The organism is Actinomadura chokoriensis (assembly GCF_039529475.1).
Taxonomy (GTDB): Bacteria; Actinomycetota; Actinomycetes; order Streptosporangiales; family Streptosporangiaceae; genus Spirillospora; species Spirillospora bangladeshensis.
Window position 1 is genome coordinate 17,778 of sequence record NZ_BAAAMW010000021.1, and the last position, 12,354, is coordinate 30,131.

A 12,354-nucleotide genomic window follows, 5' to 3' on the forward strand; every position below is an offset into this window, starting at 1 on the left:
TCCACCGCCCGCCGGTTACCTGCCATCGAGACAGGGGGCCCGGCGCGCGTATCCTGCCTGTTCACCGCGGCGGGCCCCGGGACGCCGCGAGGGGAGGCGGCCATGACGCACAGTGACGATCCGGTGATGACGCGGCCCCAGGTCGCGGCGCTGAGCCGGGTCACGACGGCGCTCAACAGCGCCCTCGAACTGGAGCAGGTGCTCGACATCTCGGTCCGGTCGAGCATCGAGCTGACCGGGCTGAGCAGCGGCGTCATCTACTTCGCCGACGAGCGGACCAAGCAGCTCGTCGGGAAGAGCGACCGCGGCTTCGCCCGCGGGCTCTCCCCGGGGATCGACGTCCACGAACTGCACACGTCCCGGACGCTGGCCGGACGCGCCTTCCGGTCGAGCGACCCGGTCACGTTCAACGCCCGGGACCCGCGGACCGGGTACGCCAGCCTGGCGCCGGACGAGCGGCGCGCCGTGGTGCGCGAGGGCATCAGGAGCGCGGTCGCGGCGCAGCTGAGCTCCACACGGCGCACCTACGGCTGCCTCGTCCTGTGCAGCACGGACCCCTCCCACTCGGTGAGCCCCGAGGACATCGCCCTGACGCAGGTCATCGCCGGGCAGGTGGCCGTCGCCATCGAGCGCGCGCAGCTGTACGAGGACACCAAGCAGCGCGCGGCCGAGTCCGAGGCGCTCTACCTGTTCGGGCAGAAGCTGGCGGCGCGCAACGCCGTGGAGGAGGCCCTGCAGGAGATCGTGGACCGGGTCCGCCGGCAGTTCGGCGCCCGGTCGTGCCGGGTCGGCGTACGCCAGGAGGACGGTTCCCACCTGTGGATCGGCCCGCGGATGGCGGCCGCGTCCACGGCGGACGGGTCCGTGGTCGAGACGCGCCTGGAACGTGCCGGCCTGGAGCTGGGGACGCTCTCCGTGGACGAGCGGGCGCACCTCGTCTCGCCGCAGTTCTTCGCCTCGCTGGCCGACCTGCTCGCCCTCGCCCTCTACAACCGCAGGCTCGCCGAGGCGAACCAGCGGCTGGGCATCCTCGCCGAACGCACCCGCCTCGCGCGCGAGATCCACGACGGGCTCGTCCAGCGGTTCTACGCCCTGGACCTGAGCCTCGCCTCCGCCGTCATGGCGATGGCGCGGCCCGACGGCGGTCCACGCGCGGCCCAGCTGGTCGCCGACGCCCGGGAGCAGGCGCGGACGGGCGTCCGCGAGGGCCGCCAGGCCATCGTCGAGCTGCGGCGCGAGCCCCCGACCGGTGGGCTGCTCCCGGCCGTCCGGCTCATCGCGGACGACTTCACGGGCAGGACCGGCGTCGAGTGCGCCGTGACCGTGCGCGGCGCGGAGCCGGTGCTGTCCTCGGCGGCGCGGATGAGCCTGCTGCGCTGCGTCGGCGAACTGGTGCTCAACGTCGAGAAGCACGCCGGTGCGCGGACGGCCGAGATCGAGGTCTCCGTCGAGGGGTGCCGGCTCGAGCTGTCGGTCTCCGACGACGGGGTGGGGATCGGCCGCGCGGCAGCCGCCGCGGGGCACTACGGCCTGACCGGGGTCGCCGAGCGCATGGAGGAGCTCGGCGGAGAGATGCGGGTGGTGCGGCGCACCGGCGGAACCCGCATCCAGCTCGTCGTGCCGGACCTGCGGCGGCAGCTCACGGCCGGCACCTGACCGGGGCCCGGCCCCGGATCCGGTCAGTCTTCGAGCGTCACGATGCCCTGGCGGAACGCCTCCGCGACGGCTCCGGTCCGGTCCCGCACCTGGAGCTTGCCGAACACGGCCGTCAGGTGGGCCTTGACGGTCCGCTCCGAGACCGACAGCGACCGCGCGATCTGGCGGTTGCTCGCTCCCCTGACGAGGTGCTGCAGCACCTCGAACTCGCGCCGGGTGAACTCCGGCCGCGTCCGCTCCTCGGCGCGCACGGACCTGAGCAGGGCGCCCGAGAGCTCCGCCGAGACGAAGGACTCGCCGGCGGCGACCCGGCGGACGGCGACCGCGATCTGGCTCGGGTCGTCGCCCTTCAGCACGAAGCCGGACACGCCGGACTGGCTCGCCCACGACACGTCGCGGGCGTCGAGCTGGGTCGACAGCAGCACGATCCGCGTCTCCGGCGCCGTGTCCCTGAGCCGGGCGACCAGCCCGGGCCCGGAGGGCGCGGGGATGCGCAGGTCGAGCACGACCACGTCGGGCCGCGCGGCCCGGCAGACGTTCAGCGCCTCGGTACCGGTGGTCGCCGCGCCGACCACCTCCAGGTCGTCGAACTCGCCCAGGAGGGTGCGCAGTCCGGACAGGACCACCGGGTGGTCGTCGACGAGGACGACCCTGATGGTCTCCACTCCGGCCTGTTTCACGCCACTGACCTCCCGCTCGCAGGGGAGCTGCGCCCGTGCTGGACGCGCGCCGCTCCTCCGGGCCGACACCATATCCAGTCGGGTCGCCGAAAGACCAGGCCAGCGGGCCCCTCCGCGGGGGAAGGGCCCGGCCGCGACGGCTCTCCGGCGCCCGTCACACACCCGGTCTCAGGACCCCCGCGCCCGGAGGTAGCGGTCCTCGCGCGCCAGTGCGTCGAGGACGCCCGGCGCCTGGGGCCGCCAGCCGAGCAGCTCCCGGGCCTTCGCCCCGGAGACCACCTGGCTCTCGGCGAGCGCGTCGGCGAGCAGGCCGTACTCCGCGCGCGCGTCGGACACCCCGCGTGCGCGCACCCTGCCCTCGCATCCGACGGCGGTGGCGACGGCGGCGGCGATGTCGCGGACGGGGACGCCCGGCTCGGCGACCCCGTGCCAGATGCTGCCCGCCGGCGCGCGCACGAGGACGCGCTCGTAGAGGTCGGCCAGGTCGTCGCGGTGCACCATCGGCCAGCGCTGCGTCCCGTCGCCCACATGGACGACGCGGCCGTCGCCGTCGACGCTCCGCGCGAGCATCTCCAGCAGCCCGCCCGGGCCGCCGTGCACCACCCCGGGCCGGACGATCGCCACCCTGATCCCGAAGTTCGCCCCTTCGAGGACGAGCCGCTCCGCCTTCGGGCGGAAGGCGACCAGCGGCGTCGGGTTGTAGGGGGCCGTCTCGTCGAGGGCCGGGCCGGACGACTCGCCGAGGACCCACAGGCCCGAGGTGTAGACGAACGGCTTGCCGGTCCCGGACAGGCCGGAGATCGCGGCGGAGATGAAGTCGAGCTCCGCGCGGCCGTCCTCGTCCCCCACGGCGAAGGCCGTGTGGATCAGGCCGTCCGTCTCCCGCATGAGGCCGAGGATCAGGCGGCGGCTCGCCAGGCCGCCCACATGGGCGTGGACGCCGCGCCGTCCGAGCCCGGCCGCCTTCTCCTCGCTGCGCACGAGGGCGTGGACCTCGTGGTCGCGGGCGAGCAGCGCGTCCACGATCGCGCCGCCGATGCAGCCGGTCGCGCCCGTCAGCATCACCTTCATCGAACCCGCGCTCCTTCGTCGAGCGGCTCGGGGTCGCCCGACCCCTGCCGCGCCACCGGTCCACCGCGGCGGGCACGTGCGCCCCGCCACCGCGGCAGGGTGATGTCCCGGCCGCGGGTGATGCCCTCGGGACGCCGGATCAAGATGACGATCAGCACGACGGCCAGGCCCAGCTCGCGCAGGCCGGCGGGCCCCGTCACCACGTACCGGCCGATCTCGACGCCCCCCTCGAACCGGAGGAGCGCCTCGGTCAGCACCGTCACGACCAGGGCGCCCAGCACGGCGCCGGACAGGCTGCGCATGCCGCCGATGATCAGCATCGCCAGCACGAAGAAGGTCATCTTGAGCCCGAAGTCCTCGGGGTTGAGCGTGCTCAGCCGGTGCGCGAACAGCGCGCCGGCCAGTCCCGCGATCACGGCGCTGAGCACGAACGCCGTGAGCCGCTCGCGCGGCACGTTGATGCCGAGGGCCCGGGCCGCGACCTCGTCCTCGCGGGACGTGCGCAGCCGGAGGCCGGCGTTGGAGCGGGCGAACCCGTGGCACAGGACGGCCGCCGCCACGAGCGCGAGCCACACCTGGAGCACGGTCGTGGACTCGGTGACGCCGATCAGCGCGCTCGGCCCGCCCGTCACCGCCCCCCAGTTCATGACCACGTTATCCACGATCAGCAGCAGCGAGAAGGTGGCGATCGCGGACCGGAGGCCGTTCAGGCGCATGAGCAGGGGACCCGTGACGGCCGCGACGACCGCGCACAGCGCGCACGCGATGAGCATGGACACGGGCAGCCCGGCGTGCACGCCCGCGATCGCTCCCGGCATGTCGGGGAGCATCACCGACCTGCGCTCGGCGTCCATGGTCACCAGCGCCGAGACGTACGCGCCGAGCTGCACGAACGCGACATGGCAGACGGAGACGACCCCGGAGTTGCCGCTGAACAGGTGCAGCGACACCACGACGAGCATCAGCACCATGCACTCGATGACCGTCCGCTCCAGGCCGGGCCCGGCGAGGGCGCCGGCCGCGGCGAGCAGGGTCACGGCCAGGAGCGGGAACGCCAGCGGGTGCGACCGCACCCGGGGCAGGGCTTCCTTCAGTGCGGGCATGCCTCTCACACCCTCTCGCGCAGGGTCGCGCCGGGGAGCAGCCCGTGCGGCCGGACGATGAGCACCAGGATCACCGCGAGGATCGCGAACGCGTCGCGGTAGGGCCGGACGTCCAGCACGAGCCACGAGTTCAGGATCGACAGGGCGAACCCGACGACGAACCCGCCGGCCGCCGCGCCCGACAACCGGTCCATGCCGCCGATGACCGCGCCGAGCAGCGCGATGATGATCACGTTGGAGCCCATGCCGGGCGAGACGCCGCCGGTCTGGCCGACCACGATCACGGCCACCGCCGCGCAGAGCACGCCGCTGAGCGCGAACGCCAGGCCGATCATCCGGTTCGCCGGCACGCCCAGCATGGTGGCCATCCGGAAGTCGTCGGAGGCGGCGCGCAGCCGCATCCCGGTCTCGGTCCGGCGCAGGAAGAGCACGAACAGGCCCAGCAGCACCACGACGGTCACGATGGTCACGATGCTGAGGTGCGACACCCGGAGACCGCCGACGCGGCTGGACGACGACAGCCACGGCGACAGCGAGAACCCCCGCGTGTTCGCGCCGAACACCGCCAGGGCGAGGTGCTCCAGCCCGAACGCGATCGCGAACGAGACGATGAACAGGGTCGCCTCGCTCGCCCCCTTGAGCCGGCGGAAGACCACCAGCTCCAGCAGCAGCGAGACCCCGACCGCCACGAGCAGCGCGACCAGGACCGAGGCCGCCGGCGGCAGGTCCCGGGTGAGGTACAGCGCGTACGCGGCGACCATGGTCACCGCGCCGAGGGCGAAGTTCGCGAGGCGCATGATCCCGAAGAGGAGCCCGATCCCCAGGGCCTCCAGCGCGTACAGGGCGCCCACGCTGACGGCGTCGATCAGGGGCTGGATCATTCCGCCCATGCCTTCCGCACCCCCTCCCTCTCCGTGGCGAAGTAGGCGTCGACGATGCGCGACCGCGCGTCCTCGCCGAGGTCGGCCGTCTGGTACCGCAGCCGCCCGCCGTTGAGCACGTAGGCCCGGTCGGCGATGCGCAGCGACTGGTGGAGGCGCTGCTCGACGAGCACCACGGTCGTGCCCGACCGGCGCAGCCCGTCGATCGCGTCGAAGACGGTGTCGACGAGTGCCGGCGCCAGGCCGAGCGACGGCTCGTCCAGCAGGAGCAGCCGGGGCCGGCCCATCAGCGCCCGGGCGATCGCCAGCTGCTGCTGCTGGCCGCCGGAGAGGTGCCCGGCGATCCGGCGGCGCTTCTCGCCGAGGACCGGGAACAGCTCGTAGACCGCCTCCAGCTGCCGCCTGCGCTCGCCGCGCGAGCCCAGCGGCACCACGCGCAGGTTCTCCTCCACGGTCAGCCTGCCGAAGATGTGCCGACCCTCGGGCACCAGGCTCAGCCGGGCCCGCGCCACGTCCTCCGCCGCGGCGCGGGTGATGTCCCGCCCGTCGAACCGGACGCTGCCCGCGCGGGGCCTCAGCCCGCCCGCGATGGTCATCAGCAGGGTGGACTTCCCGGCGCCGTTGGGGCCGACGATGGCCAGCAGCTCGCCGGCGAACACCTGGAGCGAGACGCCCCGCAGTGCCCGGACGGTGCCGTACTCCACGGTGAGCCGGTCGACGTCGAGGAGGACGTCCGGTGCCGGAGCCGTGCCGGGTGCCGGTGTCATGGCGACGCCTCCGCCCCCAGGTAGGCGGCCATCACGTCCGGGTGCCGCCGGATCTCGGCGGGGCCGCCCTGGGCGATGACGGCCCCGTGGTCGAGGACCACCACGTGGTCGGACATCTGGAAGACCAGGTCCACGTTGTGCTCGATGAGGATCACGCCGCACCCGGAGTCCTCCCGGATCGTGCCGAGCAGGCGGATGAACTCCGGCAGCTCCAGGTCGTCGATGCCCGCCGCCGGCTCGTCCAGGAACAGGAACCGGGGCCGGAGGCCGAGCGCCCGGGCCATCCCGAGGATCCGCCGGTGGGCGTAGGGCAGCTGCCGGGCCGGCAGGTCGTGGAACGGCCGCAGGCCGCTGAGCGCGAGGATCCGGTCCGCCTCCCGCCGCGCGTCGCGCCGGCTCAGCCCGCCGCACAGCGCCGCGACCTCGACGTTCTCGAACACCGAGAGGTCGGGGAAGATCCGCGCGTTCTGGAACGTCCGCGCGAGGCCCCGGCGGGCCCGCTGCTCCGGGCTCCACCGGCCGGTGTCGGCGCCGAAGAGCAGCACCCGGCCGCGGTCCGGCCGGGCGAAGCCCGTCAGGACGTTGACCAGCGTCGTCTTGCCCGCCCCGTTCGGTCCGATGAGGCCCGTGCACTTCCCGCCGGGGAAGCACACCGTCACGTCGTCGAGCGCGCGCACGCCGGCGTAGTCGAGGCAGAGGTTCTCGGTGCGGATTCCGTCCGCGTCACTTGACGAGCGCGCGAGCATTGCGTGGCACCACCGTTTCGACATAGGAGAACCGCCCGCCGGTGGCCTTCAGGACGCGGACGTCCCATTCGAAGTCGACGTGGTAGTCGGTGCCGAAGCTCATCGGCCCGGTGATGGTCCGCAGGTTCTTCGACTGCTCCAGCGCGGCGGCGATCTTCGTGCCGTCGGTGCCGCCCGTCTCCTCGATGACCTGCTTGATGAGCTGGAAGGTGGTGGCGCCGTAGACGAACGAGCCCGTGGGCGGGTTGCCGCCGGCCTTCTTCCGGTAGTCGGCGAGCAGCTGGTTGACCTCGGGCTTGGGGTCGTCGCCGAAGAGGGACGCGGGCGAGATGACGTAGAAGTCCGACAGCTGCGGCAGCGACTTGGCCCAGTAGTCGCCGTCCATGCCGAAGTTGGCGAGGATGGGGAGGTCGATGCCGCCCTGGCGCAGCTGCAGGGTGGCCATCGCGCCGCCCGGCGGGTACGAGCAGAGGACGAGCGCGTCGACGGCGCCCTCGCCCGCCCGCGAGACCTGCGAGGCGATGGCCTGGTCGGAGTTGCGGAAGACGTCCTTGCCGGCGATCTTCCCGCCGAGCTCGGTGAACCGCTTCTCGAACGCCTCGCACGTGTTCTTGGGGTAGTCGAGCTCGGTGTCGGTGAGCGTGTAGACGCTCTTCCAGCCCTTCTTCATGGCGTAGTCGGCGAGGGCCGCCCCCTCGGTCGGGATGGACATCCCCAGGTTGAACACGAGGTCGCCGAGGCCGAGGGGGCCGAAGCGGGTGTCGGACGCGCACGGCGCGAAGGACACCACGCCCGCGTTCTGGGCCACCGTCGCGGCGGGGCCGCCGGTGGAGAAGTTGCACGTGACGATCAGCAGGTCGGCGCCCTGCTCGATCAGCCGGGAGGCGGCGTTCGCGGACTGGGTGCTGTCGCTCTTGTTGTCGATGGCCTCGAGCCGGATCGGGCGCCCGTCGATTCCGCCGCTCGCGTTCGCCTTGTCCACGGCGATCTGCAGCGAGTGGTGGACGGGCATGTCGAACGACGCCATGAAGCCGGTCTTGGCGATGGCGGCGCCGATGACGATGGCGTCGGCGTCGTCCTCGCCGTCGGCGGTGCTGACGCACGCGCCGAGCGCGAGCGCCGTCGTCGCGGCGATTCCGAATCGGATCATGCGTGGGATCTTCACGGGTTCTCCCGGTGCGAGCTGGGACGTCGGGTGGGGGTGGCGGTGGGGTGGTCGGGAGCGTCCGCGGAGTTCGCCGGTCCGGCGCCGGCCGGCGTCAGTCCGCCAGCAGGAAGTCGTCGACGGCCTTGTTGAACCGGTCGGGCAGCTCCCACATGACCCAGTGGCCCGCCTTGGGGAGGACCAGCAGCTCACAGTTCGGGAGGGTCTTGACGAACTTCAGCGCGGAGTCGAAGGGGGTGACGCGGTCGTCCAGGCCGAAGACCACGAGCGTGGGCTGCGTCAGCGTGTGCATGAACTCGGTGACGTTCGTGAGGTTCTGCTTCCGCATGCCGCCGAAGAGCTCCACCGTCTCCGGCTCGATGCTGGCCCGGTACCGCTCGTCCAGCAGTTCCTCGGTCAGCGACTCGCGGTCGTACAGCAGGCTTTCGAGGATCTCCTTCATCGCGGCGCGGGACGGCGGCCCCGGGTTGTAGTAGGTGAACATGCGCCGCAGGGCGTCCATCGGGACCGGCGTCATGACCGACTCCTGGACGCCGCCGGGGCCCATGAGCACCATGCGGCGGACGAGCTGCGGCGACCGGTGCGCGAGGAGGCACGCCACGCCGGCGCCGAGGGAGTTGCCCACGACGTCGAGCCGCGTCACCCCGAGCTGCTCCAGCGCCTCGGTGAGGGCGTGCACGTAGGACGAGGGGTAGACCTCGTCGTCGGGCAGGCGGACCTTCGTGCTGCGCCCGTACTGGGGCAGGTCGAACACCAGGACCCGTCGGCTGCGGCTGAGCGGCCCGATGTTCCTGCTGAAGTTGGACCACCCGCCGGCGCCCGGACCGCCGCCGTGCAGCAGCAGGAGGGGCGGCTGGTCCCGGGACTCCCCGGCGTCCAGGTAGAACAGTTCGATGCCGCCGGACACCTGGATCGTGCGGCCGGTGCAGGCCTCGGTCGCTGAGCTCATGGTCTTCCTTCGCTGGTCGTTCGCGTGCGTGTGCGGAGGTGCCGGGCGCGCGGGCGCGCCCCGGGTCACCCGATGCGGAATCCCTCGTCCGAGCGGTGGCCCCAGATCGACGGGGACGAGTAGGTCGTGACCTGCCAGGCCGACTCGTCGATCAGCCGTCCGTCGGTCCCGAACTCGATCTGGATCCCGGCCGGCGTCTCGACGTAGAAGGACGTCATCAGGTCGTTGGTGTGCTTGCCGACGGACTGGGCGATCTCGACGCCGGCGTCCAGGCACCGGTCGAGCGTCTGCCCGACGATGGTCAGGTCCGCGACCTGGAGCAGCACGTGGTGCAGCTTCCGCGCCCCGGGGGAGCGGGACCCGTCCACCAGGGCGAGGCTGTGGTGCCTGGCGTTGCACCGCAGGAACGTCGCGTCCATCGCCTGGTCGGTGACGATCCGGTCGCTGACGCGCAGGCCGAGGTGGTCGACGTAGAACGCCTGGGCCGCCTCGTAGGCCGCGGTGACGAGCACGGCGTGGCCGAAGCCGATGGGGCCCGCCACGAAGCGCTCGGCCAGTCCGGACCGGTCCGACGTCGCCCGCTTGGCGTCGCGGTACAGCTCCACCCTGGTGCCGGCGGGGTCGGTGGTGCGGTACAGCTCCGCGACGCCGCGCTCGGCCGCGCACTCCGCGTCGTGCTCCACCTCGATGCCGGCCCGCCGGAGCCCGTCCACGAGGCCGTGCAGGGCCGCGCGGTCCTCCAGCTCCCAGCCCAGGTGGGCGACGTCGTCCCGTTCGGACGGGTGGACGGACAGCCGGTACAGCCGGTCGTCGACCGCGGCCCGGACCGGCCCGTCGCCCCCGCCGTCGAGTTCGCAGCCGAGCAGCGCGAGGATCCGCCGCCACTCGCCCACGTCGGTGGCGTCGATGCCGACGTAGCCGAGCTGCCGGGGGCTCGGCCGGCCCTCGCCTGCCGCGGTGTGGTCAGGACGTTCGGACATGCCCACGTCATGTCTCCTTCCGGGTGGGTGCCTGCCGCGCTCACACATCGGTCGCGACGAACTTCTCGGTGTGGATCCGGTCCGGCGGGACGCCGAGCTCGCCGAGCCGGGCGACGGCCGCGGTGATCATTCCGGGCGGTCCGCAGACGTAGGCGCGGCTCTCCGGCGCGAGCGGCTCGGGCCCGAGCAGGGAGACGGGCGTGCCCGTCCCGACGCCGGGGGACTCCGGCGCGCCCTCGGTCACCGCGACCCTGGCCCGCAGGGACGGCATCCAGAAGCCGCGCATCTCGATCTCGTCCAGGTAGAAGAGGTCGTTCTCGGACTGGCAGGCGAAGCAGAGCGTCACCGGGGGCTTCGGGCCGCGCCGCGTCCGCAGCTCGTCGAGCATCGCCAGGACGGGCGCGAGCCCGGTTCCGCCGGCGACGAAGATGTGCGGCCCGGCCGACTCGCGGAGCGTGAACGCCCCGAGCGGGTACTCCAGCTCGATCTCGTCGCCCGGTTCGCAGCGTTCTTCCAGGTAGCCGGTCATCGCGCCGCCGGGGATCAGCTTGACGCAGAACCGCATCTCCGGCAGCCGCGCGCCGCACGTCGCCATCGAGTACGAGCGCCACTCGTCCGTGCCGGGCACCTTCAGCCGCGCGTACTGCCCGGCCAGGAACCCGGCCTCAGGGGGGTCGGCGAGCTCCAGCGCCAGCTCGGTCACGGTGCCGGACAGCCGTTCCGCGGACGTGACCCGGGCCCGCCCCTTCGCCGGGCGGTCCAGGACGAGGCCGATCGGGTACGGGACCTCGAAGGTCGCGTCGCCGTCGAGGAGGGTCGAGCAGAGCAGGCGGGTCCCGCCGCTCCGCTCGGACGGCAGCAGCGACTGCGCGCGCCCGGGGACGTCGCGCGTCCGCCCCCGCGTCAGCGTCGCCGCGCACGTCCCGCAGCTGCCCGCGCGGCACTGGGAGGCCAGGAAGCAGCCGGCCCCGTCGGCGGCGTCGAGCACGCTGCCGCCCTCCGGCACCGGGAACGCGACATCCTCGCCGTCCTCGAACCGGATCGTCGCCACATGAGCGTTCACGGTGGTCAGAGCTTCGGTGAGGGGTTGGTCTGCGGCGTCTGGTACCCGCGCGCGTAGCGGGAGACGATCTTGCGCCAGCCGACGATGACCGCGTCCATGGAGCACAGCTGCTCGTCGTCCCAGCCGGTGCCGCCCTCGGCGTAGAAGTTCTCCATCGCCTCCCGGGCGAACAGGTCGTCGTCGTTGAACACCCCGAGCGCCGCGTCCTTCCAGAGGTGCTCGTACTCGTAGACGAACTTCTCCCGCGCCTCGGCGGTCGGGCAGCTCGCGGCCAGCACGGCCCAGTATTCGTGGTGCTCGGCGTCGATGGGGACGTACCACTCGTACTGCACCAGCCCGGACGCCGGCCAGTTCTCCACCATCAGCACGCCCGGCAGGAAGATCGAGGTCCGCAGGCCGGGGATCGTGTTCTTGCCGCGCGCCTCCAGGCCGAGCTTCTCCGACCGCATCACCACGTCGTAGTCGCCCGAGTCCCACTCGTTGCGGATGCCCTTGGGGCCAGCGCCCTCGAACGTGGTCAGCGCGCCGGGGCCGGTCGGGACGAGCCCGAGCGGCAGGGCCGTGTCGAGCGCGATGACGATGGGGCTGTCGCGGTGGAGCCAGTTGTGCCCCGGGTCGAAGCCGTTCTCCACGCCCAGCCGCCAGTTGGACGCCACGGTGCGCCGGAGGCCGAGCACGACCGCGTCCTCGTCGAGCAGGTGCGGCACCTGGTGCTCGTAGTCCGGGTCCACCTTCGGGGGCAGGTCGTCGGCGAGGCCGGGCACCGGGCTGTACCCCTCGTCCCCGACGAACACGTAGATCAGGCCGTTGCGCTCCTCGACGGGGAACACCTGGAGGCGCACCCCGTCGACGATCTCGTCGTCGGGCGCCGCGACGATCGTGACCAGCCTCCCGGACTCCAGGTCGTAGGTGAAGCCGTGGTACCAGCAGGTCAGCGTGTCCTTCGTCAGGCAGGCCGGCCTGATCGACAGGCGCACCCCGCGGTGCGCGCACTGGTCGCGCAGCGCGAACACCCTGCCGTTGGACCGGCGCAGGATGATGGGAATTCCGCAGATCCTGGTGCCCTTCGCCTCGTCCTCGGCCAATTCCTCGCTGAAGAACGCGGGGTACCAGTGGTTCATGAGGCCCCAGGAGGCCCTCGTATACGGCTCGAACTGCCGGCGGGCCAATGCGCCCGGTGCGGACTTGCGCGCGGAGGTCTCCGTCATGGCTCGTTCTCCTGCTCTATTCCTCATGCCCGGTGAAGGCCTTTTCCGATACGGCGATGCTAGGTTCGCCGGCCGTCCGCGCACC

General features: G+C 72.7%; 12 protein-coding genes. 1 reads left to right on the forward strand and 11 read right to left on the reverse strand.

Going from position 1 to position 12,354, the window contains the following annotated elements; genetic code table 11:
- Nucleotides 1-102 precede the first annotated feature (102 nt).
- Nucleotides 103-1,656, forward strand: a complete 1,554-nt coding sequence (locus ABFX46_RS32905) for a GAF domain-containing sensor histidine kinase (protein ID WP_346047816.1) — start codon at nt 103-105, stop codon at nt 1,654-1,656.
- Nucleotides 1,657-1,679: 23 nt separating this feature from the next.
- On the opposite strand, the gene ABFX46_RS32910 is transcribed toward ABFX46_RS32905, so the two are convergent.
- From ABFX46_RS32910 to ABFX46_RS32960, 11 genes are all read right to left on the reverse strand, one after another.
- Nucleotides 1,680-2,336 carry a response regulator gene (locus tag ABFX46_RS32910; RefSeq protein ID WP_346047817.1) on the reverse strand — a complete coding sequence of 219 codons (657 nt, stop codon included), beginning with the start codon at nt 2,334-2,336 and terminating at the stop codon, nt 1,680-1,682.
- A gap of 168 nt (nt 2,337-2,504) precedes the next feature.
- Nucleotides 2,505-3,407 carry an NAD-dependent epimerase/dehydratase family protein gene (locus ABFX46_RS32915; protein WP_346047818.1) on the reverse strand — a complete coding sequence of 301 codons (903 nt, stop codon included), beginning with the start codon at nt 3,405-3,407 and terminating at the stop codon, nt 2,505-2,507.
- Nucleotides 3,404-4,510 (reverse strand): branched-chain amino acid ABC transporter permease, encoded by a 1,107-nt coding sequence (locus tag ABFX46_RS32920; protein ID WP_346047819.1) that lies wholly within the window; start codon nt 4,508-4,510, stop codon nt 3,404-3,406. The genes ABFX46_RS32915 and ABFX46_RS32920 overlap by 4 nt, the downstream gene beginning before the upstream one ends.
- Before the next feature lie 5 nt (nt 4,511-4,515).
- Nucleotides 4,516-5,400 carry a branched-chain amino acid ABC transporter permease gene (locus tag ABFX46_RS32925; protein ID WP_346047820.1) on the reverse strand — a complete coding sequence of 295 codons (885 nt, stop codon included), beginning with the start codon at nt 5,398-5,400 and terminating at the stop codon, nt 4,516-4,518.
- Nucleotides 5,388-6,158 (reverse strand): ABC transporter ATP-binding protein, encoded by a 771-nt coding sequence (locus tag ABFX46_RS32930; RefSeq protein ID WP_346047821.1) that lies wholly within the window; start codon nt 6,156-6,158, stop codon nt 5,388-5,390. Before ABFX46_RS32930 ends, ABFX46_RS32925 begins: the two co-directional genes overlap by 13 nt.
- Nucleotides 6,155-6,904: an ABC transporter ATP-binding protein gene (locus ABFX46_RS32935; protein WP_346047822.1), complete on the reverse strand. Its 750-nt coding sequence runs from the start codon at nt 6,902-6,904 to the stop codon at nt 6,155-6,157. Before ABFX46_RS32935 ends, ABFX46_RS32930 begins: the two co-directional genes overlap by 4 nt.
- Nucleotides 6,882-8,054, reverse strand: a complete 1,173-nt coding sequence (locus ABFX46_RS32940; protein ID WP_346047823.1) for an ABC transporter substrate-binding protein — start codon at nt 8,052-8,054, stop codon at nt 6,882-6,884. The genes ABFX46_RS32935 and ABFX46_RS32940 overlap by 23 nt, the downstream gene beginning before the upstream one ends.
- A gap of 109 nt (nt 8,055-8,163) precedes the next feature.
- A complete protein-coding gene (locus ABFX46_RS32945) occupies nt 8,164-9,018 on the reverse strand; it encodes an alpha/beta fold hydrolase (RefSeq protein WP_346047824.1) in 855 nt (284 codons plus the stop codon).
- Between the two features lie 65 nt (nt 9,019-9,083).
- A complete protein-coding gene (locus ABFX46_RS32950; protein WP_346047825.1) occupies nt 9,084-9,998 on the reverse strand; it encodes a VOC family protein in 915 nt (304 codons plus the stop codon).
- 40 nt (nt 9,999-10,038) lie between these two features.
- On the reverse strand, nt 10,039-11,061 hold the full coding sequence (locus ABFX46_RS32955; protein ID WP_346047826.1) for an FAD-binding oxidoreductase: 1,023 nt from the start codon (nt 11,059-11,061) through the stop codon (nt 10,039-10,041).
- A 5-nt stretch (nt 11,062-11,066) separates the two neighbouring features.
- The gene (locus ABFX46_RS32960) at nt 11,067-12,269 is read right to left on the reverse strand and encodes a Rieske 2Fe-2S domain-containing protein (protein WP_346047827.1); all 1,203 of its coding nucleotides are present in this window, start codon (nt 12,267-12,269) and stop codon (nt 11,067-11,069) included.
- Nucleotides 12,270-12,354: the final 85 nt, after the last annotated feature.